This is a genomic window from Azospirillum sp. TSH100 (genome assembly GCF_004923295.1).
Classification (GTDB): domain Bacteria; phylum Pseudomonadota; class Alphaproteobacteria; order Azospirillales; family Azospirillaceae; genus Azospirillum.
Window position 1 is genome coordinate 168272 of record NZ_CP039635.1, and the last position, 22730, is coordinate 191001.

At 67.9% G+C, this 22730-nt stretch carries 21 protein-coding genes; 14 read left to right on the top strand and 7 right to left on the bottom strand.

Annotation, left to right across the window (positions count from 1 at the left end; all coding sequences use genetic code 11):
• Positions 1-2 precede the first annotated feature (2 nt).
• Genes E6C72_RS13455 through E6C72_RS13480 form a run of 6 tightly spaced genes read left to right on the top strand, consistent with a single transcriptional unit; the run spans position 3 to position 8184 of the window.
• On the top strand, positions 3-1583 hold the full coding sequence (locus E6C72_RS13455) for a sigma-54 dependent transcriptional regulator (protein WP_109086812.1): 1581 nt from the start codon (positions 3-5) through the stop codon (positions 1581-1583).
• Positions 1584-1623: 40 nt separating this feature from the next.
• The gene (flhA, locus tag E6C72_RS13460) at positions 1624-3798 is read left to right on the top strand and encodes a flagellar biosynthesis protein FlhA (protein WP_109086811.1); all 2175 of its coding nucleotides are present in this window, start codon (positions 1624-1626) and stop codon (positions 3796-3798) included.
• Positions 3799-3844: 46 nt separating this feature from the next.
• Positions 3845-5137, top strand: a complete 1293-nt coding sequence (locus E6C72_RS13465) for a GTPase (protein ID WP_109086810.1) — start codon at positions 3845-3847, stop codon at positions 5135-5137.
• Entirely contained in the window at positions 5134-5931 is a 798-nt protein-coding gene (locus E6C72_RS13470; RefSeq protein ID WP_012975714.1) for a MinD/ParA family protein, read from the top strand. The genes E6C72_RS13465 and E6C72_RS13470 overlap by 4 nt, the downstream gene beginning before the upstream one ends.
• A 19-nt stretch (positions 5932-5950) precedes the next feature.
• The gene (locus E6C72_RS13475; protein ID WP_109086809.1) at positions 5951-7816 is read left to right on the top strand and encodes a hypothetical protein; all 1866 of its coding nucleotides are present in this window, start codon (positions 5951-5953) and stop codon (positions 7814-7816) included.
• Positions 7813-8184, top strand: coding sequence for a hypothetical protein (locus E6C72_RS13480; RefSeq protein ID WP_109086808.1), 372 nt, complete (start codon positions 7813-7815; stop codon positions 8182-8184). The genes E6C72_RS13475 and E6C72_RS13480 overlap by 4 nt, the downstream gene beginning before the upstream one ends.
• 6 nt (positions 8185-8190) lie before the next feature.
• Here the strand turns inward: E6C72_RS13480 and E6C72_RS13485 are convergent, their stop codons facing one another.
• Genes E6C72_RS13485 through E6C72_RS13500 form a run of 5 tightly spaced genes read right to left on the bottom strand, consistent with a single transcriptional unit; the run spans position 8191 to position 10216 of the window.
• Complete coding sequence (locus E6C72_RS13485; RefSeq protein WP_109086807.1) at positions 8191-8640, bottom strand: diheme cytochrome c; 450 nt, start codon at positions 8638-8640, stop codon at positions 8191-8193.
• 10 nt (positions 8641-8650) lie between these two features.
• On the bottom strand, positions 8651-9073 hold the full coding sequence (locus E6C72_RS13490) for a DUF1924 domain-containing protein (protein ID WP_109086806.1): 423 nt from the start codon (positions 9071-9073) through the stop codon (positions 8651-8653).
• Positions 9070-9606, bottom strand: a complete 537-nt coding sequence (locus tag E6C72_RS13495) for a hypothetical protein (protein WP_109086805.1) — start codon at positions 9604-9606, stop codon at positions 9070-9072. Before E6C72_RS13495 ends, E6C72_RS13490 begins: the two co-directional genes overlap by 4 nt.
• 24 nt (positions 9607-9630) lie before the next feature.
• The gene (locus E6C72_RS32555) at positions 9631-9762 is read right to left on the bottom strand and encodes a hypothetical protein (protein ID WP_256379126.1); all 132 of its coding nucleotides are present in this window, start codon (positions 9760-9762) and stop codon (positions 9631-9633) included.
• A 13-nt stretch (positions 9763-9775) separates the two neighbouring features.
• Complete coding sequence (locus E6C72_RS13500; protein WP_109086804.1) at positions 9776-10216, bottom strand: cytochrome c maturation protein CcmE; 441 nt, start codon at positions 10214-10216, stop codon at positions 9776-9778.
• A gap of 240 nt (positions 10217-10456) precedes the next feature.
• Between E6C72_RS13500 and E6C72_RS13505 the strand changes: the two genes are divergently transcribed.
• Genes E6C72_RS13505 through E6C72_RS13515 form a run of 3 tightly spaced genes read left to right on the top strand, consistent with a single transcriptional unit; the run spans position 10457 to position 12851 of the window.
• Positions 10457-10804 carry a PepSY domain-containing protein gene (locus E6C72_RS13505; RefSeq protein ID WP_247875821.1) on the top strand — a complete coding sequence of 116 codons (348 nt, stop codon included), beginning with the start codon at positions 10457-10459 and terminating at the stop codon, positions 10802-10804.
• 4 nt (positions 10805-10808) lie between these two features.
• Positions 10809-11468: a response regulator transcription factor gene (locus tag E6C72_RS13510; protein WP_109086803.1), complete on the top strand. Its 660-nt coding sequence runs from the start codon at positions 10809-10811 to the stop codon at positions 11466-11468.
• 21 nt (positions 11469-11489) lie between these two features.
• The gene (locus tag E6C72_RS13515) at positions 11490-12851 is read left to right on the top strand and encodes a sensor histidine kinase (RefSeq protein WP_109086802.1); all 1362 of its coding nucleotides are present in this window, start codon (positions 11490-11492) and stop codon (positions 12849-12851) included.
• Positions 12852-12907: 56 nt separating this feature from the next.
• Here the strand turns inward: E6C72_RS13515 and E6C72_RS13520 are convergent, their stop codons facing one another.
• Together E6C72_RS13520 and E6C72_RS13525 are read right to left on the bottom strand one after the other, a co-directional pair.
• Positions 12908-13144 (bottom strand): thioredoxin family protein, encoded by a 237-nt coding sequence (locus E6C72_RS13520; protein ID WP_109086801.1) that lies wholly within the window; start codon positions 13142-13144, stop codon positions 12908-12910.
• A gap of 15 nt (positions 13145-13159) precedes the next feature.
• Positions 13160-14212: a permease gene (locus E6C72_RS13525; RefSeq protein WP_109086800.1), complete on the bottom strand. Its 1053-nt coding sequence runs from the start codon at positions 14210-14212 to the stop codon at positions 13160-13162.
• 307 nt (positions 14213-14519) lie between these two features.
• Here E6C72_RS13525 and E6C72_RS13530 point away from each other — a divergent pair, with 307 nt between their 5' ends.
• From E6C72_RS13530 to E6C72_RS13550, 5 genes are all read left to right on the top strand, one after another.
• Complete coding sequence (locus E6C72_RS13530) at positions 14520-14897, top strand: EF-hand domain-containing protein (protein WP_109086799.1); 378 nt, start codon at positions 14520-14522, stop codon at positions 14895-14897.
• Positions 14898-15269: 372 nt separating this feature from the next.
• Positions 15270-16343, top strand: a complete 1074-nt coding sequence (locus tag E6C72_RS13535) for an aldose epimerase family protein (protein WP_247875820.1) — start codon at positions 15270-15272, stop codon at positions 16341-16343.
• A 48-nt stretch (positions 16344-16391) separates the two neighbouring features.
• On the top strand, positions 16392-17891 hold the full coding sequence (pyk, locus tag E6C72_RS13540; RefSeq protein ID WP_109086797.1) for a pyruvate kinase: 1500 nt from the start codon (positions 16392-16394) through the stop codon (positions 17889-17891).
• Between the two features lie 300 nt (positions 17892-18191).
• Positions 18192-19691 carry an MHYT domain-containing protein gene (locus tag E6C72_RS13545; RefSeq protein WP_158280192.1) on the top strand — a complete coding sequence of 500 codons (1500 nt, stop codon included), beginning with the start codon at positions 18192-18194 and terminating at the stop codon, positions 19689-19691.
• 280 nt (positions 19692-19971) lie between these two features.
• The gene (locus E6C72_RS13550) at positions 19972-22698 is read left to right on the top strand and encodes an EAL domain-containing protein (RefSeq protein ID WP_169055204.1); all 2727 of its coding nucleotides are present in this window, start codon (positions 19972-19974) and stop codon (positions 22696-22698) included.
• The last annotated feature ends 32 nt before the right edge of the window (positions 22699-22730 follow it).

Below are 22730 nucleotides of genomic sequence, written 5' to 3' on the forward strand. Positions count from 1 at the left end.
CTATGCGTCTGCTGATCGTTGGAACGTTGGAAGGCTACATCACCGCCGCCGGCAAGATCGCCATGAAGCGGGGGGCCAAGGTGTCGCACACCGACAGCATCGAAGGGGCGCTGACCGCCTTGCGTGCCGCCGCGGGTGCCGATCTGGTGATGATCGACGTCAAGCTGGACATCGCGACCTTCATCGACAGCCTGAAGTCGGAGCGGATCACCATCCCGGTGGTCGCCTGCGGCATCGGCACCGATGCGGCCGCCGCCGTGCGCGCCATCCGCGCCGGCGCCAAGGAATATCTGCCGCTGCCGCCCAATGCCGAGCTGATCGCCGCGGTGCTGGAGGCGGTGGCGGAGGAAAGCCATTCGATCGTGTGCAGCGACCCGGCGATGCTGGCGACGCTGCGGCTGGCCGAGCAGGTGGCGCCCAGCGACGCGTCGGTGATGATCACCGGCGAAAGCGGCACCGGCAAGGAGCTGATGGCCCGTTTCATCCACCGCAAGAGCCGGCGGGCCAACGAGCCCTTCGTCGCGGTGAACTGCGCCGCCATCCCGGAAAACCTGCTGGAATCGGAACTGTTCGGCCACGAGAAGGGCGCCTTCACCGGTGCCGTCGCCCGGCGGCTGGGCAAGTTCGAGGAGGCCAACAACGGCACCCTGCTGCTGGACGAGCTGTCGGAGATGCACCCCCGGCTCCAGGCCAAGCTGCTGCGCGCCATCCAGGAGAAGGAGATCGACCGCATCGGCTCCAGCCAGCCGGTGAAGGTCAATGTCCGCCTGATCGCCACCTCCAACCGCAACCTGGAGGCGGAGGTGCGCGCCGGCAACTTCCGCGAGGATTTGTATTTCCGCCTGAACGTGTTCAGCGTGGCGATCCCGTCCCTGCGCGAACGCCCGGCCGACATCCCGATGATCGCCGAGCATTTCCTGAAGAAATACGCGGAAGCCAACGGTCTGGGCGACAAACGCCTGACCGAGGACGCGATGCTGATGCTCCAGTCCCATCACTGGCGCGGCAACGTGCGCGAGCTGGAAAACACCATGCACCGCGCCGTCCTGCTGTCGCGCGGGGAAGAGGTCGGGCCGGAAGCCATCATGCTGACCAGCAAGATGCTGGCCCCGGAAGGCAGCGCCCAGGCCTCCATTCCCACCGACTCGCCGGTCGCCAACCCGTTCGCCGGTCCCGGCGGCACGGTGCCGGCAGCCGCTCCGGCGCAGCCGGCTGGTCCCCTGGTGGTGCCGCCGCAGGGCGGCCTGCCGAATGGCTATGGGTCGACCGGCTATGGTCCGCCCAAGGGCGGCAAGCCCGGCCCCTATGGCATGCCCGCCAACGGCGGTGCGGCAGCCGCTGCCGCGGCGGCTTCCGCCAACACCAGCAGCGCCGCCGGCCTCGCGGCGCTGATCGGTCGCACGGTGGCCGACGTCGAGCGCGACCTGATCCTGGAGACGCTGACCCATTGCCTGGGCAACCGCACCCACGCCGCCAACATCCTGGGCATCTCGATCCGCACGCTGCGCAACAAGCTGAAGCAGTATGGCGACGAAGGCCGCAGCGTGCCCGCCCCGGGCAACGATGAACGGGCGACGGCCTGACGCCGCCTCGCGGTCCTGGGTCTGAGCGGCGGGAGCATTCATGGCACTGACGGAGCAGAATAGCGGCGGAGGCGGGGGCGGCGGTCCCGGCAACATGGCCGCCTTCGGCGAGATGTGGACGGTCGCCAAGTCGTCGCTGAAGCGCGGCGACGTGGCGATGGCGATCGGCATCCTGATCGTCGTCGTCGGCCTGATCATGCCGCTGCCCAGCGTCATGCTCGATATGATGCTGGGGCTGAACATCACCGTCTCCATCCTGATCCTGATGGTGGTGCTGTTCATCGAGAAGCCGCTTCAGCTGTCCTCATATCCGACGATCCTGCTGATCACCACGCTGCTGCGCCTGTCGCTGAACATGGCCTCCACGCGCCTGATCCTGACGCAGGGGCATGAGGGAACGTCGGCCGCCGGCCATGTGATCGAGGCCTTCGCCAGTCTCGTCATGGGCGGCGATTTCGTCATCGGCGTGATCATCTACGCCATCCTGACGATCGTGAACTTCAAGGTCATCACCGCCGGTTCGGGCCGCATCGCCGAAGTGGCGGCGCGCTTCACCCTGGACGCCATGCCCGGCAAGCAGATGGCCATCGACGCCGACCTGTCGGCCGGCATGATCGACGAAGGCACGGCGCGGGCACGGCGCAAGGAGCTGGAAGACGAGAGCGCCTTCTTCGGCTCGATGGACGGTGCATCGAAGTTCGTGAAGGGCGACGCTGTCGCCGGCCTGATGATCATGTTCATCAACATCATCGGCGGCGTGACCATCGCGGTTCTCCGCCACGACATGCCGGTGATGACGGCGCTGGACACCTTCACCAAGCTGACCATCGGTGACGGCCTCGTCTCCCAGATCCCGGCGTTGGTGATTTCGATCTCCGCCGGCTTCCTGGTGTCGAAAGCCGGCATGGGCGGCTCCACCGACAAGGCGGTGGTGGGGCAGCTGACCGGCCACAGCCAGGCGCTGGCCCTGTCGGCCGGCGCCATCGGCGTTCTGGCCCTGCTGCCGGGCATGCCGATTCTGACGCTGGCTCCGGTCATCGGCGCCGTGGGGTTCGCCGCCTGGTACATGCCGCGCCTGCGCGCCAAGAAGGAGGCGGAAGAGGCCGCGGCGGCAGAGGAAGCGGCGGCAGCCGGCGGCGCACCGGGCGGCATGCCGGGTGCCGGGCCCGCGCCGGACGAGCCGATCGCCACCGCGCTGGCCATCGACCTGATCCGGCTGGAGCTGGGCTATGGCCTGCTGTCACTGATCAACCAGCCCCAGGCGGGCAGCCACCGGCTGACCGACCAGATCAAGGGCCTGCGCCGGCAGATCGCCGGCGAGGTCGGCTTCGTCATGCCGGCGGTGCGCATCCAGGACAACCTTCAGCTTCCGCCCAACACCTACATCATCCGCGTCAAGGAGATCGAGGCCGGACGCGGCGACATCCGGCCGAACATGCTGCTGGTGATGGACCCGCGCGGCGACGCCATGAGCCTGCCCGGCGAACAGACGGTGGAGCCGACCTTTGGCCTGCCCGCCATCTGGATAGAGCCGGGATACCGCGAGGAGGCTCTGTTCAAAGGCTACACCGTGGTCGATCCGTCGACCGTGGTGACCACCCACCTGACCGAGCTGATCAAGGACAACATGCCGGAGCTGCTGTCCTTCACCGAGACGCAGAAGCTGTTGGACGAAACCGACAAGGAACATCAGAAGCTGATCGCCGATGTGGTGCCTGGACAGATCACTGTGGGCGGATTGCAACGGGTGTTGCAGAATCTCCTTGCCGAACGGGTCTCTATCCGGGATCTTCCCACGATATTGGAAGGGGTATCCGAAGCGACCAGCCAGACCCGCAGCATCACCCAGATCACCGAGCATGTGCGTTCCCGCCTTGCCCGGCAGATCTGCGACGCGAACACGAACGAGATGGGCTTCATCCCGCTCGTCACCCTGTCGCCCGAATGGGAGCAGGGCTTCGCGGAATCGCTGGTGGGCGACGGCGACGACCGGCAGCTGACGATGGCCCCGTCCCGCCTGCAGCAGTTCATCACCTCCGTCCGTCAAACCTTCGAGCGACATGCCATGATGGGCGAGAGCCCCGTTCTGTTGACCAGTCCGCTGATCCGTCCGTTCGTCCGCTCGATTGTCGAGCGGTTCCGGCCGGCGACCGTGGTCATGTCCCAGAACGAGATCCACCCGAAGGCACGCATCAAGACCCTGGGGCAGATCTGATGGTGCGTGCCGTTCCCATCCCCTTAGCTGACGGAAGGCGCTGCCGATGCGGCTGAAGTCCTTCCACGCCAAGACCATGTCCGACGCCATGCGGATGGTGCGCCAGTCGCTGGGCGACGACGCCATCATCGTCGCCACGCGCGAGGAGGAAGGCGGCGGCGTGCGTGTCACGGCGGCGGTGGAAGAGGACGACCTACCGCCGGCGCCGTCCTCCGGCGGTTCGCGGGGCGGCCGGGGCAAGGCGCCGGTCAAGCCGATCGAACCCGAAATCGACGTCGGCGAGATGGTGGCCGACGCCCTGCAACGCCACGGCGTGCCGGCGGCGCTTGCCGAACAGCTGATCGATGCGGCATCGGGGCTGGACACCGAGGATCCGCGGCTGGCTCTGGGCTCGGCGCTCGATTCCTTCTTCACCTTCAACCCGCTGCCCGATGGCCGCGCGCCGGTGAAGCCGCTGGCGCTGGTCGGCCCGCCGGGTTCGGGCAAGACCCTGGTGGCGGCCAAGCTGGCAGCGCGGGCCGTCTTCAGGAAATGCTCGGTCGGCGTCATCACCACCGACACGGTGCGGGCGGGCGGCGTCGATCAGCTGGCCGCCTTCACCCGGCTGATGAAGCTGAAGCTGGCGACGGTCGAAGACCCTGATGCGCTGGCCGGCGCGTTCGAGGTGCATCGCCGCACCGATCTCGTTCTGGTCGACACCGCCGGACGCAATCCGTTCGACGCAGACGACATGCAGGATCTGCGTGCAATGCTGTCCGCAGGCGAGGTGGAGCCGGTGCTGGTGCTGCCCGCCGGGCTCGACGCGCTGGAAGCCGCCGACATGGCGATGGCCTTCAAGGCGGTGGGCGTCCGGCGCATGCTGGTGACCCGGCTGGACATGGTCCGCCGGCTGGGCAGCGTGCTGGCGATCGCCGCGCGGGCCCGGCTGTCCTTCTGCGACGCCAGCATCTCCTCCAAGGTGGCCGAGGGGTTGACCGCCCTGAACCCGCTGGCGCTTGCCCGTATGATGATCCCGGCCGAGGAGAAGGCTCCCGCCGCCAAGGAATCGGCGCCGCGCCGCACCGCCCGCACTGCGGACTGGGACGAGGATGACGACGGCGACGACCACGGGGACGACAGGGGCCAGCCGGATCGCGAGCCGAGCCATCCCCCCGAGCGCAAGCCGAACTTCGGACGGGGCTATGAGCCCGAGGACGAGGATCCGGAGATCGAGCCGGCACCGCCCCCACCACCACCGCGCAGGGCCGCCGCGGCCGCCAAGCCGACCAAACCCGCGACCGCAAAACCCGCAACCAAGGCCAAAGCCGCCAGTTCCCCCTCGTCGAGGACCCTGCCATGACCGATCCGGTGTTCCCGGCCGCCCTCAAGAACGTTCGCCCGCTGCGCGGCGCCAACGTCATCGCCGTGGCCAGCGGGAAGGGCGGCGTCGGCAAGACGTGGTTCTCCATCACGCTGAGCCACGCCTTGACCAAGGCGGGCATGAACACGCTGCTGTTCGACGGCGATCTCGGGCTCGCCAATGTCGACATCCAGCTCGGCTTCTCGCCCAAGAACGACCTGGGCGCCGTCATCAACGGCGAGGTGACGCTGGCCAAGGCGGCACAGCGCTTCCCCGACACCGGCTTCGACATCATCGCCGGCCGTTCGGGCTCGGGCACGCTGGCGCAGCTGCCGAGCCAGCGCCTGTCCGGCCTGCGCAACGATCTGCTGGAACTGGCGAAGAGCTATGACCGGGTGGTGATGGACATGGGCGCCGGCGTCGACCGCACGGTGCGCACCCTGTCCGGCCCAGCCGGCACCACGCTGGTGGTGACGACGGACGAGCCGACCTCGCTGACCGACGCCTATGCCTTCATCAAGCTGACGCACGCCACCAATCCGTCGGCCGACCTGAGGATCGTGGTGAACATGGCGCAGAGCGTGAAGGACGGCGAACGGACCTACGGCACCATCCTGAAGGCCTGCCAGAACTTCCTGAAATACAAGCCGGCGCTGGCGGGCATCATCCGCCGCGACCTGAAGGTGCGCGACGCCATCCGCAACCAGACCCCGCTGCTGACCCGTTCGCCCGCCAGCGACGCGGCCCGTGACGTCGAGGCGATCGTGCAGCGGCTGCTGGCCAGCGCCAAGTAACGGGCGGGGATGGGCAGGCATGGGCGGGGCCATCCCACCATCGGTCACGCCGGCCGCCGCAACCGCCGCGGCAGCCCCCGCCACGCCTGCACCCGTCACGGCCGAGGCCACGGTCGTCCAGCTTCCCGAACGGCTGCCGGAGGTGACCCGCCCGGTGGTGCTGACAGGGACCGTCGCCGGCCAGACGCCGGAGGGGCTGACAAGGGTGCGCACCGCGGCGGGCGAACTGCTGCTCGACAGCACGGCTGATCTGCCTGCCGACAAGCCGGTCACCGTGCAGATCACGCCGGGAAGCCAAGCTTCGGCCAGTCCCCCTACCACCGCGCTTCCTGGCAAGCCGACGGCGCTGATCCTGCTGCAATCCCCGGGCAGTCCGGCCACGCCATCCACCGGCTCCACCACGCAGACCACGCCTGCGGGCAGCGGTGCCACGCCCGCCGTCCTGCTGCCCACCCCCACACCAGCCGCGACGCCAACCAACCTGCCGCCGCTGCTGCCGGGCACCGTGGTGCCGGCACTGGTGCTCGCCGGCGGGTCCGGCGCCAAGCTGCCGACATCCGCCGCCCCCCTTTCGCAGAGTGCGCCTGCGGCACCCGCCACAGGCACACCGGACGGAACAGCAAGGCCGGGGTCTTCCACCACCGGGTCACCGACAACGCCGACCGGCGGTTCGCCGACGCCCACCCCGACCATGGGTGGCGGCAGCGCTACTTTCGGCACGCCGGTGCAACTGGGCGGCGACGCGGCCCATCCCGGCGCAGAGACGCCGACGGGTCCCGGTTCAGCGGCCCCCGCACCAGCGGATGAGACCGCCGGCAATCCCGAGCCGCCCGAACTGCCGCGCGGCGCCACAGTCGCCCTGAAGATCCTGACCGTCACCCCGCCACCGCAGCAGCCACGCCCACCCGGCGACCCCGGGACCGGCGGGCGCAACGGTCAGGCGGGGAACCAGCAGAGCCAACCACAGTCCGGCGGGCAGCCCGGCGGACAACCCGCCACCCTGCCCGACGAGGCGGCGGTGCCGCCCGACACCCCCGTCCTGCGCGGCACGGTGGCCGGCAGCACGCCGCAGGGGCAGCCGATCCTGGCGACCAAACAGGGCATGCTGGCGCTTAATGTCCCCGCAAGCCTGCCGCAGGGGGCAAAAGTGACGGCGGCGCTGGCCGACCTCGCCCGCGCCACCCAGGCGGCGGCCCCCACCCTGCCCGGGCCGCCGGGTCCGCTGGACGGACGCGACTGGCCGGCGATGCGGCAACTGATGGCAACGCTGGCAGTGGCCGATCCGGCGCTCGCCAAATCGATGCTGGCGACGATGCCGCAGCCGAACCGCAAACTGACTGCGGCGCTGGGCTTCTTCCTGTCGGCGATGCGTGGGGGCGACGCCCAGGGCTGGCTGGGCGACGATACGGCCTCCGCCCTCGACAAGGCCGGGCGCCGCGATCTGCTGGAGCGTCTGGAAAAGGACTTCGACGGCCTGCGCCGCGAGGCGGCCGAGCCGCTGCCCGGCGACTGGCGCAGCTACACCATCCCGCTGATGGACGCCAATGGGCCGAAGCCGATCAAGCTGCACGTCCATCCGCTGAAGGAGGACGAGGAGAATGGCGGCAAGGAGCGGTCAAAGCCCGGCAGCCGCTTCGTCATCGACCTCGACCTCAGCCGCTTCGGGCCGATGCAATTGGACGGTCTGGTGCGGCCCAACCATTTCGACCTGATCCTGCGCAGCCACGCCGCCCTGCCGCCGGACCTGCGGGTGGAACTGATCCAGGTCTTCGCCGACAGCGTCCGCGCCGTCGGCTACACCGGCGGCCTGTCCTTCCAGTCGGGCGCCCGCAGCTGGGTGAAGCTGACCCGAGCCGGTCAGGCCGGGCTGGGGATGTCGGCATGAGGCGGGAGCGGCTGTCCACCCGCCCCTCCCCCGATGCCCGCCATGATTTCCTGGTGGAGTTGAACGGACAGCCGCTGCCGGGGGTAAGGCTGACCTTGCGGCTGGTGCCCGACCTGCTGGTGCCCGAGCCGGCGTCGGTCGTGGCCTATCTGGCGGAGTTCGCCGGCTTTGGTGGCACCGGCGGCTCTGCCGGTGGGCTGGAGGCGCTGGCCGTCGCCATCCTCGACGACCTCAACAACGAGTTGGTCCCGCGCTGGGTCGAGGTGGCGGTGGAGAGCGACGTACCCCTGCCCCACCGCGTGGTGATCGAGGACCGGCAGCCAACCTGGGACAATCCACGGCTGCTGGGGCGTCTGCGGCTGCTCTGACAAGGGTCAGTCGTCCTCGTAGAGACCCTGCTCCGCCGTCCGGTGGCAGGCCTCGCAGTTGCTCTTGGCGCCGACCGTCCTGCGACTCCAGATCGAGGGGGCGAAGTCATGCTTGCGCAGCCACCAGCGCTGTTCGGTGATGCGGATCAGACGGCCGTCACCACTTCCGGCGCTCTGCGTCAGATAGCTGCGGATGGCCGCGGCGGTGTCGGCGGGCAGGCTGGCATTCTCGCCGAAATGGTCCTGAAGCCCGTCCATGATGCGGCTCCAGGACGCCGCCGGCAGCAGGCCCGGCTGAAAGGCCATGTGACACTCGCCGCATTCCTTCTGCGTGGCGGCGTGGGTAACGGGACGCACCCGCTCGAACTCGCTGGCGATTGCCGTTCCGGCGCTCAGGGCCAGCAGGACGAAGGCTGCAGCGCCGGTCAGCGCGCGGAAATTCGGATTGGATGTCATCGGCTGCTCGCTATTGGTTCGACAGGAAGGTGATGAAATCGCCCTTCTCCCGCGCAGTGCAGGCGCGGCCGAGCACGTTGACGCAGTCGCGCTCGAACCGCTTTTCGACCTCGGCGGGATCGGTGAAGCGCTTGGGGTTGGCGGACACCGCCATCGGCAGGATGTCGCGGCCAGTCTTGTAATGGCGGCCGGTCCCGGCCGGATCGCGGGTGTGGCAGCTGGCACAGGCGGGCGTGTCGGCCACCTTGCCTCCAGCATGCGGCCCGAGATAGAGCGCACGTCCGCGGTCCACCGAGAAGCCGGTGAAGTCGGGCGATTTCGCCTGGGCGGCATAGCCATCGAGGATGCGCGCACGTTCCTGATCGCCGGACTCCGCCAGCGCGACGCCGGTGCCGAACGCCACCGCGGCGGCGAGAAGAAGGACCGTTTTCATGGGATCACCCGGTTGGTCGGGGTTGAGCGCCACGCCGTCAGGCGCAACGCAAGGCCGGGCGGCAACCGCTTCAGGCCATGCAGCGCGAACACCAGGGCGATGTGCGCCAGGATCAGCGGGAGGGAGGCCTCGCCGATCTCCTTGTGCAGATGCTCGACCGTGACGAGAAAATCGGCGACGGCACCGGTCGCCGCCGCCAGCCCGACACCGCTCAGAAGGACAGCGGCCATCCAGGCGGTCAGCGGGCTGCGTTCCGCCCGGGCCTTGGCGTCACCGGCGAACAGCCGCCGGAGCCATCCCGCCACCGCTCCGGCGGAGGGGCGCGGCAGTCGCAACGGGCTTCCCGCCGGAGCCAGCAGGCCGGCCCCCACGCGCAGAAGGATGGCGGCGAGGGCGGCATAGCCGGAGAAGACATGCATGCCGTAGGTGTCCTCGTCGCCGGTCAGATAGGCGACGATGAAGGCGCCCGAGACCGTGGCGTGGAAGGCCAGCAGCGCGGTCATCTCGGCGGCACTTGGCTTGCGGGCGGACATGGTGGTCTCCGTTTTCCGATGAGGTCAGTCGTCGTTGCCGGTGGTCAGCAGCGCGACGATGCCCGCGGTGCCGTCCGCCCTGGCCTGATAGGCGGCGGCGAGAGCGCCGACGACCAGGGCGGCGAGCAGGGTATGGAGGATCATCCTCTTCAGCATGGCGGGGCTCCGCTCAGTCGTCGTCGCGGTCGCCGTGACGGCCCTTCTCGTGGCCGTTCTCACGACCGTGGCGGCCTTCCTGCATCCGCATGGCGTCGCGGCCGAAGGCGGCGCCGTCCTGGCGGATGATCTGGCCAGCCTGGATCGCCCCCTGGCGGACCCCGCCGACCACAGTGATCTGGTCGCCGGACTGGATGCCGTCGGGAAGGAACCCACGGCTGGCGACGTCGATGCGGTCACGGCCGTCGGTCAGAACGAACCAATTCGCCGCCACCTTCTCCACGGTGCCGCTCACAGTGCCGCCGCCAGCCTTCATCACCTCGGCGATGGACTGCGGGCTGGTCGGCTGGAGGGCCGCGGCGCGATGGTGGTCGCCGGCCAGGGCGCTGCCGGTCGCGAGCGTGGCGGCGAGCAGGGTGGCGGCAACGAGAGTGGGAAGGGTAACGGCTTTCAACACGGCATCACCTGTGGTGTGGAGGGAGCGCCGAAGCGCCCGATGGACCACACTCTGCCCCACCCGCCCTGAGCCGAGCCTGAACGGGCCGTTCATCCGCCGTTCAGACTGCGATGACCGACAGCAGGGATGTCCGATGGCAGGAAAGACGCATTCAGCGGCGGTTCAGGGATGCGACGATATGCTGGTTCGATTGCGCGCTCCCGTCGCGCGATGCTGTCCAAGGCAAAGAGGTCGATCATGAGAACCGGTCCCGCATTGCTCCTTATTGCCCTGCTCGTCGCGGCAGGATCGGGTGCGCGTGCCGGCGACGACCATGAGCGCGCCCGCGCCGCACTGCGCGAAGGGCGCATCCAGCCGCTGGAACGGATCATCCAAAACGCGAAGCAGCGGTTCGGCGGCGATGTGCTCGACGTCGATCTGGAGGATGAGGAGGACGGCTTCCGCTATGAGTTGAAACTGATCGCTCCCGACGGCCGGATCCTGAAGCTGGATTACGACGCCGCCACCGGGGAGTTGCTGCGGATCAAGGACCGCCATCGTTTCCATGGCGGGAACCCGGGCGGTAGTCGTGGCGAAGGGAGGTGACGCCATGCGCGTGCTGGTCGTCGAAGACACGCCGGATCTGGCCCGGCAACTGAAACAGCGGCTGGAGGGCGAAGGCTATGCGGTGGATGCCGCCGCCGACGGCGAGGAAGGCCGTTTCCTCGGCGAGACCGAGCCCTATGACGCGGTGATCCTTGATCTCGGGCTGCCGAAGGTTGACGGGCTGACCGTGCTGCGGTCCTGGCGGCGGGCGGGCATGGCCGTGCCGGTGCTGATCCTGACGGCGCGCGATGCCTGGAACGAGAAGGTGCAGGGCATCGATGCCGGCGCCGACGATTATCTGGCCAAGCCCTTCAGCATGGAGGAGTTGCTGGCCCGCGTCCGCGCGCTGATCCGCCGCGCCAAGGGCCATGCCAGCGCCGAGATCGCCTGCGGCGAGGTGGTGCTCGACACCCGGACCGGGCGGGTCACGGTGGGTGGCGAACCGGTGGAGCTGACCGCCTTTGAATACAGGGTGCTGTCCTACCTGATGCACCGCAAGGGGCAGGTGGTGTCCCGCACCGAACTGACCGAGCATGTCTATGCCCAGGATTTCGACCGCGATTCCAACACCATCGAGGTCTTTGTCGGCCGTCTGCGCCGCAAGCTGGGGGTGGAGGTCATCAAGACGGTGCGCGGGCTGGGCTATCGCGCGGACGAGCCCTGAGGCCATGTCGGGGAGCCGGTCATGAGATGGACGGAATCGCTGCGCTTCCGCCTGCTGGCCGGTGCCGCGGTGTGGGTGGCGCTGGCGCTGATGCTGGCGGGATGGATCATCGCCGACCTGTTCCAGACCCATGTCCGCCAGCGCTTCGAGGCGGAGCTGACCAACCATCTGGAACAGCTGGCGGCGGTGCTGGAGATCGACGCCGACGGCAAGCCGGCGCTGCGCCAGCCCTTGAGCGATCCGCGCTTCCGCCGGCCGCTGTCAGGCCTCTATTGGCAGGTGGGGGAGAGTGCGGCCACGCCGCTGCGCTCGCGCTCGCTGTGGGACAGCGTCCTGGTGCTGCCCAACGACCGGGTGGAGAATGGCGGGCTGCACCGGCATGACGCCACCGGACCGGCCAACCAGTCGCTGATCGCGCTTGAGCGCTTCGTCCTGCTGCCGGAGCGGGCGGAGCCGGTGCGCATCGCCGTAGCCGCCGACCGGGCCGAGCTTGCCGGCGTCACCCGCGCCTTCAATACCACGCTCGCCCTGTCGCTGGCCGTGCTGGCCGCCGCCCTGATCGTCGCGGCGCTGATCCAGGTGCAGATCGGGCTGATCCCGCTCTCCCGCCTGCGCGGCGAACTGACCGAGGTGCGGGCCGGCCGGAAAAAGCGCTTCGACGTGGTGATGCCGACCGAGATCCGGCCGCTGGTGGAGGATTTGAACGCCCTGCTTGCCCATGCCGAAGAGGTCGTCGGCCGCGGCCGCCTGCAGGCCGGCAATCTGGCCCATGCGCTGAAGACCAACCTCGCGGTGCTGGCGAACGAGGCCGGCATGCTGGACGAACGCAACGCGCGCACGGTGGGCGCGGCGATGGTCCGGCAGGTGGAGCTGATGCGCCGGCATGTCGACCACCACATGGCCCGCGCCCGCGCCGCCGCCGCCCGCAGCGTGCCGGGCATCAGCACGCCGGTGCCGGACTGTGTCGCGGCGCTGGCGCGGGTGATGCGCAAGCTGCATGCGCAGGCGGGGCTGGACATCACCGTCGATACCCCGGCCGGCCTGCTGTTCGCCGGCGAGCGGGAGGATCTGGACGAGATGCTGGGCAACCTGCTGGACAACGCCTGCAAATGGGCGCGCGGCCGGGTCGACGTTACCTGCCGCGCGGAAGGTGGCGGCATGCTGAGCATCACGCTCGACGACGATGGTCCCGGCCTGCCCGACGACTGCCGCGAGGCGGCGCTGGAGCCGGGCGTCCGCCTGGACGAAAGCACGCCGGGAACCGGGCTCGGCCTTGCGGTGGTGCGGGATGTGGCACGGCTCTATGGGGGCGATGTCAGGCTGGACGCCTCACCGCTGGGCGGGTTGCGGTCGGTGCTGCGATTGCCTGCGTTGGGGATGTGACGACGACCATGGACAGCCTGAGCACGATGCGCCGGCCCCCATCATATCGGCCGCCATCATGCCGTCAGCCAGCGCGCGATGTCCTCGGCCTTCGGCAGGCCGCCGGCATGGACGAGCTTGCCATCCACCAGCAGACCCGGCGTCGACAGCACGCCATAGCCGGCGATGGCCGCATAGTCGGTGATCTTGTCAATATGGACTGGCACGCCGAGGCGGTCGGCCTCGGCCCGGACCAAATCCGCAGTCGTCTGGCACCGCTTGCAGCCGGGGCCGAGCACTTTCACGTCCTTCATCGCGTCCTCCAGCGGTCAAGCGAACAAGGCATTGAACAGAAAGCCCACGGCAAGAATGCCGAGCGCCACGACCCCGGTGAACAGAGCGATAAGGCGAACGGTCAGCACCTTGCGCAGAATAATCATCTCCGGCAGCGACAGGGCGATGACCGACATCATGAAGGCCAGCACCGTGCCGATTGCCGCTCCCTTGCCGATCAGCGCCTCCACCACCGGAATTATGCCGGCGGCATTTGAATACATCGGGATTCCCAGAAGGACGGCCGCCGGGACCGACCACCAGGCATTCCGGCCCATGATGGCTGCCAGCAGGTCAGCCGGGGCATAGCCGTGGATCAGGGCCCCGACGGCGACCCCGGCGACGATCCAAATCCAAACCCGACCGACGATGTCCCGCACGGCTTCCACTCCGGCGCGGACGCGGTCGATGAGGGAGGGCGTCTCTTCCAGCGGAACAGCCCCGCCTCCGCGCACGGCCAGCACCCAGGGCTCCAGCCAGCCTTCCAGATGCAGGCGGCCAATCACCCAGCCGGAGACGATGGCGACCGCCAGCCCAAAGCTAAGATAGGCCAGCGCCACCCGCCAACCGACCAGTACGAACAACAAGCTGAGTGCCACCTCGTTGACCATCGGCGCCGCAATCAGGAAAGAGAAGGTCACGCCCAGCGGCACGCCGGCCGACACGAAACCGATGAACAGCGGCACGGCGGAGCAGGAACAGAAGGGCGTCACGATCCCCAGGACGGCGGCGGCGATGTTGCCGATCCCCTCCCGCCTGCCAGCGAGCAGCGCCCGCGTCCGCTCCGGCGAGAAGAAGCTTCGGACAACACCCATGGCGAAAACCACGAGCGTCAACAGCATCAACACCTTCGGCACGTCGTAAATGAAAAAGCGAATGGATTCGACGGCGGCACTGTCGGGAGCCAGCGGCAGAAGTGAAGCCACCCAGCCGGACAGGGCAACAAGCTGGCTATAAAGCGCCGCCCAGGCTACCAGGGCTGCCAGGGTGGCCGCGAACCACAGGCCCGCGTTCGGGCGTCGGGGATTCGCCGGCGATGCAGTGGTCATGGCCGTCATCCGCCATAATGCATGAGCGTATTCTAATGCCTGCGCCATGCTGCCGGCAATTGCTGGGCGGTAGGGCATGCTGTCACAGGCAGGCAAGGTCTTGCGCCGCAAGCATTGCGGCCATGCACCGGCCCCACGCTGGCGCGCCACCGAATCGTTTTACTACAAGGCATTGTCATGCTTATCAGACGTATTCCAGGTTTCAGGCCGCGCCCACGCAGCCTCTGCGACAAGCTGGCGCGGGCACCACTCCATAAGAGTGGCCTAATATTATGGCGGGGGTGCTGATTTCCGACGGGAGGTTCCGATGAAACGCTTCCTCATGACCGCGCTGTGCGCGGGGCTGCTGATTGCAGGCTCCGCTCTTGCCCAAACCGGGACGGGTTCCGGCATGGGACAGGGTATGGGTCAGGGCATGGGTCAGGGCATGGGTCAGGGCATGGGTCAGGGTATGGGTGGCGGCACCGGTGCAATGCACCAGCAGATGTTCGACCAGCTCGATACCGACAAGGACGGCGTCATCAGCAGGAATGAGTTCGTCGATGCACCGCGTGGCGGTCCCGGTTCGATGACCGACATCGCAAAGTCGCGCCGCGGCGCCCGTTTCGACCAGTTCGACAAGAACAAGGACGGCAAGCTGACGCCTGAGGAATGGGGCGCCTGGACGCCGGCCAAGACCAAGTGAACGCACCCAACCAGGAGCAATCAAGAAATCACACAGGCTGGAACCGGGCCAATGCCCCTCCGATACCATTTCCACCGTCTCGGAAATGGCCGTCGAGGGGCATTGGCGTCACCCGCCCAGCTTCACCCGCCACCCATCCTTCACGCTCTGTATGCCGTCCCTCCTGCGGCAAACTGTCCGGCGGCAGCTTCGGGAACGGATGTGGTTTGCCTTTCGCTCTGATATATTAGTATAATAATCTTACGATCCACCCGGTGAGGCCGAGCCATGACCGCGGACCCATTGGAGACGGCGCTGCTCCTGCGCGTGGCGATGGTCCTGGGGCTGCTGCTTCTCGGTTTTTTCTAACCTCTTCCACAGGGATGCCTGACCATGGCGACCGACCTCAAGCGAGAGAATTTCTCCGCCACCATCGACGGCAAGCCGGTGGATTTGTTCACTCTGCGCAATGGGCGCGGCATGGTGGTGCGCATCACCAATTACGGCGCCAAGATCGAGCAGATCCTGGTCCCCGACCGCTACGGCGCGCTGGGCGACGTGGTGCAGGGCTATGACGGGATCGAGGGCGTGATGGGCGGTCAGGCGTCCATGGGGTCCTTCATCGGGCGCTATTGCGGGCGCATCCCCGACGGGCGCTTCACGCTGGACGGCGTCGCCCATCAGGCCGCGGTCAACAGCCCGCCCAACACCCTGCATGGTGGCCAGCGCGGCTCGCGCTTCCGCGTCTTCGACGCCCGGCAGCTCGATGAGAGCAACCTGGAGTTGACCTATGTCTTCCAGGATGGCGAGGAGGGCTTTTCCGGTACCCTGCCGCTGCGGCTGGTCTATACGGTCGGCGACGACAATACCCTGACCATCGCCTGGGCTGCGGTGGCGGCCGACAGGACCACCATCGCCAACTTCACCGACCACACCTTCTTCAACCTGTCGGGCGATCCGGGATCATCGATCCTCGACCATGTCGCCACCATCCATGCCGGCCGTTATCTGGCGCTCGGCGAGACGGCGGTGCCGACCGGCGAGATGGTGGATGTCACCGGCACGCCGCATGATTTCCGCACCCCGGCGGCGCTGGGCGCCCGCATCGAGGCCGATGACCCCATGCTGGCGCTCGGCAAGGGGTACGACCTGCATTACGTGATCGACAAGCCGGCGAGCGGCGGGGCGCCGGCCCTCCACGCCCGCTTCGTGCATCCCGCCAGTGGCCGGACGCTGGAGGTGCTGTCGACCGAACCGGGCCTGCAACTCTACACCGGCAATGCCCTGGAGGGAAAAACCCCGCGGGACGTCGGCAAGGGCGGCACGCTCTACACCAAGCACAGCGCCTTCTGCGCCGAACCGTCGAAATTCCCCAACGCCGTCAACATTCCCTCCTTCCCCTCGACGGTGCTGCGTCCCGGCCAATGGTATGCCGGGTCCATCGTCTACCGGTTCGGGGTCGCCTGAGGCGGCGTACCGCCGCACGCCCCCATTCTTTTCGGAGTCCCTATCGTCATGAACAGTGCCAAACCGATCCGCCGCTACCGGCAGACGAAGATCGTCGCCACGCTGGGTCCGTCCTCCTCCACGCCCGAGATGATCCGCCGGCTTTTTGAAGCCGGTGTCGATGTCTTCCGCCTGAATTTCAGCCACGGCAGCCACCAGGACCATGGCGAGCGCGTCCGCGCCATCCGCGCGCTGGAGGAGGAATCCGGCCGTCCCATCGCCATCATGGCCGATCTCCAGGGGCCGAAGCTGCGGCTCGGCCGCTTCGCCGACGGACCGGTGACGCTGACGCCCGGCCAGTCCTTCTGCCTCGACCTGCTGGCGGAGCCCGGTGACGCCCGCCGCGTCGGCATGCCCCATCCGGAGATCTTCGCCGCCCTGGTGCCGGATGCCGAACTGCTGCTGGACGACGGCAAGGTCCGGCTGCGGGTGACCGCCTGCGGCGCCGACTTCGCCGAGACGGTGGTGGTGTCGGGAACGAAGCTGTCCGACCGCAAGGGGGTCAATGTTCCCGGCGTGGTGCTGCCGCTGTCGCCGCTGACCGCCAAGGATCGCGCCGACCTGGATTTCGCCCTCGACCAGGGGGTGGACTGGGTGGCGCTGAGCTTCGTCCAGCGGCCGGAGGACGTGGCCGAGGCGCGCAAGCTGATCGCCGGCCGCGCCGCCCTGCTGTCGAAGCTGGAAAAGCCGCAGGCGATCCAGCATCTCGACCGCATCGTCGAGCTGTCGGACGGCGTCATGGTGGCGCGCGGCGACCTCGGCGTGGAGATGCCGCCGGAGGACGTGCCCTCGATCCAGAAGCGCATCATCCGCGCCGCCCGTTTGGCCGGCAAGCCGGTGATCGTCGCCACCCAGATGCTGGAATCGATGATCTCCGCCCCCGCCCCGACGCGGGCCGAGGCGTCGGACGTCGCCACCGCGGTGTTCGACGGCGCCGATGCCGTGATGCTGTCGGCGGAGACCGCATCCGGCGACTATCCGGTCGAGGCGGTGTCGATCATGGACCGCATCGCCCGCCGGGTGGAAGGCGATCCGCTCTATCGCGGATTGATGGACGCGCAGCATGCCGATCCGGAACAGACGGAATCGGACGCCATCACCGCGGCCGCCCGGCAGGTCGCCCATACGGTAAAGGCGGCGGCCATCGCCACCTACACCACCAGCGGCTCCACCACGCTGCGGGCGGCACGCGAACGGCCGGAGGTGCCGATCCTGTGCCTGACCGAACAGGCAGCCATCGCCCGCCGGCTTGTGCTGGCCTACGGCGTCCATGCCGTGTTGACGGAGGATGTGCAGAACTTCTCCGACATGGTGCACAAGGCGGCACGGCTGGCCTATGTGCATGGACTGGCCGAAGAAGGACAGCGGCTGGTCATCACCGCCGGCGTGCCGTTCGGCATGCCGGGATCGACCAATATCCTACGGATCGCCTGGGTCGAAGCACCGAGCCGCCCGGAGCACGAACGCGAAGCCCGCGCCCGTCAGCCGATGCATTTGGCCGACGCCTGAGCGCATCCCGACGGTCATATTCTCCGCCGACCGCCAAGCTTCCGTTTTGAATAAGCGGGAGCTTGGCGGAGTAACAGGGACACGATGACTCGGCCTTGCGTCCTATCGACTTCTATGCCCTTGACACCGGCAAAATAAAGATAGCTTTTTAGCTAACTGCCGAACGTTGCCCGGCACGCGTCTGTGCGGGAGATGAATGCCCCACGACAGGACTCGGGGTTTCCCCGTCTTGAAGTCAAGCCGGCGGCACGGACAATCAGGAAGACCGGCGGCCATCAGGTGCTTTCAGGAGAGTCGTGGATGTCGATCGAACTGGCCGGACTATGCTTCACGTCGGCGTCCGGCCTGCCGTTCTCCCACGACCATTGGCTGGTGGCGCTGTCTTATGCCGTCGCCGCATTCGCCTCCTACGCCGCACTGGACATGGCGGAGCGGATGCACCGCACCGGCGGCGCCGCACGCACGATGTGGCAGGCTTGTGCCGCGGCGGCCCTGGGCGGCGGCATCTGGGCGATGCATTTCATCGGCATGCTGGCGCTGACCATCGACACGCCGATCGCCTACGATCCGGTGAAGACGCTGCTGTCGCTGGTCACCTCTGTCGCCTTCGTCGCCCTCGGCTTCCACGTCATCCGGAACCGGCGCTCCCCCGCGGCCATCGCCGCGGCCGGCATCATCGTCGGGCTCGGGGTCGCGGCCATGCATTATCTCGGCATGGCGGCCATGGTGCTGCCGGCCCGCATCGCCTACGAGCCCACCCTGTGGGGCCTGTCGGTCGCCATCGCCGCGGCGGCCGCAACGGCGGGGCTGTGGCTGGCCAGCCGCATCCACCGACTGCGCGAACGCGCGCTGGCCGCCCTGGTGATGGCAGTCGCCGTCTGCGGCATGCATTACACCGGCATGGCAGCACTGGTGGTGCAGGTCGATCCGATGCTGATGACCGCCGATGGCGGTCTGAGCAACGGTCTGGGGAACGGCCTGGGCGACGGTGGGGTGTCCAGCGGTCCGCTGGCCGCGATGGTGGCGGTTGCGGCCTTCGGCCTGCTGCTGCTGGCACTGGTCTCGACCGCCGCCGACCGCCGCATCTCCGCCGCATCCGCCCGCGAGGCCGCAGCACTCCGCGTCGCGAATCTGGAGCTTGAGGCCGCCCGCCTGCAACTGGAGGCGACGCAGCGCGAGATCATCCGCCGCCTGTGCAGCGCTGGCGAATTCCGCGACAACGAGACCGGCCAGCATGTGGCGCGGATGGCGCAGATCGCCCATCAGCTGGCCCTGGCTGCCGGCAGCCCTTCCGCCTTCGCCACGCAGCTGCTGGAGGCGGCCCCCCTTCACGACATCGGCAAGATCGGCATCCCCGACCATGTGCTGCTGAAGGCCGGCCGGCTCGACGCACAGCAATGGATGATCATGCGCCAGCACGCGACCATCGGGCAGCGGCTGCTGGCCGGCAGCGGGCTGCCCCTGCTCGACCTCGCCGCCGAGATCGCCGGGACGCATCACGAGAAATGGGACGGCACCGGCTATCCCGCCGGCCTGCGCGGCACCGACATCCCGCTGTCCGGCCGCATCGTCGCCATCGCCGACGTCTTCGACGCGCTGCTGTCCCCACGCCCCTATAAAGACCCCTGGCCGCTGGAGGCCGTCGTGACCCACATGCGTGAGCAGGCAGGCCGTCACTTTGATCCCGATCTGGTGACGGTCTTTCTCGACAAACTCGACCTGATGGTGGCGATCAGAGCGCGTTTCGTCGACGAAGAGCACACTCCACTGTTGCTGACACAATTCGGCACCACGGAGTGAGGATCAGGGTTTCCCCCAATGGAAATTTTCATGACAACTTAACGCGCAAGGCTAATTCTTTGTTAATTTTAGTAGATTTCTTTGATTCTGTTGGTGCCAACCACTATGGGGCATTAACTTTTTATTTGGCGATGCGGGAATAATCGTCTGCTCCGGCCTTCCCGCCGGTCAACGTTATCCTTATCGCTCCGGGACGATGCATCAAACCCTGACCGCCGAGTTCGACTGGCTCTCGGATTGCGAGCCCCTGCGGAAAACTGCGCTGTTCGACGCCCTTCCGGTGGGACTCGCATTTCTGGACCGCCAGTTCCGCTGCCTGCGGCTGAATCGGCGCATGGGGGCACTGGCTGGCGTCCCCTCCGCCGCCGCGTCGGGGTTGCCCTTTCCCAATCTTTGGCCCGGTGCGGAAGACACGCTGCTCGCCGCAGTTCCATCGGTGCTGGCCGGCTCGGTGGTGGAGAACATCCGCCTCACCGGGCCGGACCGTCTGCTGGTCGCCACCCTGCATCCGCACAGCGACGGCGATGGTACGGCACTTCTCTGCATCGTGGAGGACCGGACCGAACTTCAGCGGAGCAGGGCTGAAGTCCGCCGTATCAAGGATCTGCATCGCCATACGCTGGAACTGAGCGACCTGTATCCCTGGTGCAGCACCCCTGACGGCACGCCGCGCACCACCCGGCGCTGGCGCGAGCGCACCGGCTTGGACGCGGTCGAAACCGCGACCGCGCTGGACTGGATCGCGGCACTCCATCCCGATGATCGCGCGCGTTTCGAGGCCGCCTGGACCCACAGTCTGGCCGATGGCGTCGCTCTGGAGATCGACCTGCGCCTGCGCGTGGCCGGGGATGGCGGCAGCGGAACCCACCGTTGGTTCCGGCGCCGCGCCTCGGCCCGGCGGGATGAGGATGGACGCATCGTCCAATGGTACGGCACCGATGAAGACATCCACGAACGCCGTCTTGCCGAAGACGCCCTACGCGAGAGCGAGGGGTTCGCCCGCCAGATTCTGGACAACAGTCCGGAATGCGTGAAGGTGCTGGACATGGAGGGCCGGCTGACCTTCATGAACATCCCCGGCCTGCGCCTGATGGAACTGGACAGCTTCGACCGCGTGGAGAACCAGCTTTGGGAGAGCTTCTGGCCGCAGGATTGGCCGGAAGAGCGGAAACCAAGGCTGCGTGAAACGATCGAGATCGCCAGACAGGGCGGCACCGGCCGCTTTCTCGGTTTCTGCCCGACGGCCAAGGGCACGCCGAAATGGTGGGACAATCTGGTCTGCCCCCTGCCCGGCGCCGATGGGCGCCCGCAACGGCTGCTCGCCATTTCCCGCGACGTTACCGACATCCAACTGGCCAGGCAGGCGCTGGAGGAGACAACCGCCCTGCTGTCCGGCGTGCTGGAAAGCACCACCGACAGCGTGGTGTTCGTCGACCGCGACTGGCGCATCACCTACCGCAACCCGGCCGCCGCCACCATCCATGAGGGGCGCGGCATCCGGCTGGGCGACGACTTCTTCGCCGTGTTTCCGCAGCAGACGGAAAACCGCAACCGGTTCCGCAAGGCCATGGCGGAGCAGACACCGGCGATCTTTGAAGAATTCGTGGTGGCGCTGGGCGAATGGACGGAAATCCACGCCTTCCCCACGGCACAGGGATTGTCGGTCTTCTTCCGCAACGTCACCGAACGCCGGCGGCTGGAGGAGGAGCGGCGCATCGCCCAGGACAAGATCGCCCGTCTGGCCCGGCTGGATTCGCTGACCGGCCTTTCCAACCGCCTCCATTTCCAGGAACGGCTGGAGCAGGCGCTGCGCGACGCGGCCGACGACCGCAAGATGGCGGTTCATTACATCGACCTCGACCAGTTCAAGGCCGTGAACGATACGCTGGGACATCATGCGGGCGACGCGCTGCTGCGGCAGGTCGCCGACCGGCTGCGCGGCTGCATCGGTCCGGCCGATCTGGTTTCCCGCTTCGGCGGCGACGAGTTCGCCATCCTGCAAACCGGTCTCTGGGGGCCGGCGGAGGCGGAGGAGCTCGCCCGCTGCGTCACCTCGGCCCTGGCGGAGCCCTTCGACATCGACGGCGCCCAGATCCGGACCGGCACAAGCGTCGGCATCGCGATGTTCCGGCGCGACGGCGACGAGGCCGACGCCCTGATGAAGGCCGCCGACATCGCGCTCTACCGCGCCAAGGCCGATGGCCGCAACACCCACCGCTTTTTCGTCCCCGAGATGGCGGAACGGCTGAAGGCCTTTCACGACCTGAAGCTGGGCCTGCACGAAGCCTTGCGCCGGGGCGAGTTCGAACTGCATTACCAGCCGCTGGTCTGCACCGACCGGATGCGCATCCGCGGGTTCGAGGCTCTGATCCGCTGGCGCCGTCCGGGCCGCGGCCTCATCGGTCCGGGCGACTTCATCCCGGTGGCGGAGGAGACCGGTCTGATCGGCCCGATCGGCGATTGGGCGCTGCGCGAGGCCTGCCGCGAGGCGGCGCGCTGGCCCGACGACATCAGGATCAGCGTCAATGTGTCCTCCGTCCAATTCCGCAACAAGGGGTTGGTGGAGTCGGTGCGCCGGACGCTGGCCGACACTGGACTGGCGCCCGAACGACTGGAGTTGGAGATCACCGAGTCCGTCCTGCTTCAAGACGACGATTCCAACCTCGACACCCTGCGCGAGTTGCGGACGCTCGGCATCCGGATCGTCATGGACGATTTCGGCACCGGCTATTCAGCGCTGGGGTATCTCTGCCGTTTCCGCTTCGACAAGGTGAAGATCGACCGCAGCTTCGTCGCCGACCTGCCGCGCTGCGACGGTTCCACCGCCGTCGTGCAGGCGGTGGCTGGGATGGGGCGCAGCCTGGGCTTCGTCATCACCGCCGAAGGGGTGGAGGACCAGACCCAGCTTGATGCCGTTCGCCGGCTGGGCTGCCACGAGGCCCAGGGCTATCTCTTCTCCCGTCCGGTTCCGGCGGCGAAAGTGCCGGCACTGATCGCCGCCGGATAGCCATGGCGTAGGGAGCGCTCCCCGCTCGGAGC

Excerpts from the sequence above, each read along its gene's own strand:
- E6C72_RS13515 (WP_109086802.1), top strand. The coding sequence starts at position 11,490 with ATGAGATGGACGGAATCGCTGCGCTTCCGCCTGCTGGCCGGTGCCGCG.
- E6C72_RS13510 (WP_109086803.1), top strand. The coding sequence starts at position 10,809 with ATGCGCGTGCTGGTCGTCGAAGACACGCCGGATCTGGCCCGGCAACTG.
- E6C72_RS13470 (WP_012975714.1), top strand. The coding sequence starts at position 5,134 with ATGACCGATCCGGTGTTCCCGGCCGCCCTCAAGAACGTTCGCCCGCTG.
- E6C72_RS13495 (WP_109086805.1), bottom strand. The coding sequence starts at position 9,606 with ATGTCCGCCCGCAAGCCAAGTGCCGCCGAGATGACCGCGCTGCTGGCC.
- E6C72_RS32555 (WP_256379126.1), bottom strand. The coding sequence starts at position 9,762 with ATGCTGAAGAGGATGATCCTCCATACCCTGCTCGCCGCCCTGGTCGTC.
- E6C72_RS13545 (WP_158280192.1), top strand. The coding sequence starts at position 18,192 with ATGTCGATCGAACTGGCCGGACTATGCTTCACGTCGGCGTCCGGCCTG.
- E6C72_RS13505 (WP_247875821.1), top strand. The coding sequence starts at position 10,457 with ATGAGAACCGGTCCCGCATTGCTCCTTATTGCCCTGCTCGTCGCGGCA.
- E6C72_RS13490 (WP_109086806.1), bottom strand. The coding sequence starts at position 9,073 with ATGAAAACGGTCCTTCTTCTCGCCGCCGCGGTGGCGTTCGGCACCGGC.
- E6C72_RS13455 (WP_109086812.1), top strand. The coding sequence starts at position 3 with ATGCGTCTGCTGATCGTTGGAACGTTGGAAGGCTACATCACCGCCGCC.
- E6C72_RS13485 (WP_109086807.1), bottom strand. The coding sequence starts at position 8,640 with ATGACATCCAATCCGAATTTCCGCGCGCTGACCGGCGCTGCAGCCTTC.
- E6C72_RS13525 (WP_109086800.1), bottom strand. The coding sequence starts at position 14,212 with ATGACCACTGCATCGCCGGCGAATCCCCGACGCCCGAACGCGGGCCTG.
- E6C72_RS13480 (WP_109086808.1), top strand. The coding sequence starts at position 7,813 with ATGAGGCGGGAGCGGCTGTCCACCCGCCCCTCCCCCGATGCCCGCCAT.
- E6C72_RS13530 (WP_109086799.1), top strand. The coding sequence starts at position 14,520 with ATGAAACGCTTCCTCATGACCGCGCTGTGCGCGGGGCTGCTGATTGCA.
- E6C72_RS13520 (WP_109086801.1), bottom strand. The coding sequence starts at position 13,144 with ATGAAGGACGTGAAAGTGCTCGGCCCCGGCTGCAAGCGGTGCCAGACG.
- pyk (WP_109086797.1), top strand. The coding sequence starts at position 16,392 with ATGAACAGTGCCAAACCGATCCGCCGCTACCGGCAGACGAAGATCGTC.
- E6C72_RS13465 (WP_109086810.1), top strand. The coding sequence starts at position 3,845 with ATGCGGCTGAAGTCCTTCCACGCCAAGACCATGTCCGACGCCATGCGG.
- flhA (WP_109086811.1), top strand. The coding sequence starts at position 1,624 with ATGGCACTGACGGAGCAGAATAGCGGCGGAGGCGGGGGCGGCGGTCCC.
- E6C72_RS13535 (WP_247875820.1), top strand. The coding sequence starts at position 15,270 with ATGGCGACCGACCTCAAGCGAGAGAATTTCTCCGCCACCATCGACGGC.
- E6C72_RS13475 (WP_109086809.1), top strand. The coding sequence starts at position 5,951 with ATGGGCGGGGCCATCCCACCATCGGTCACGCCGGCCGCCGCAACCGCC.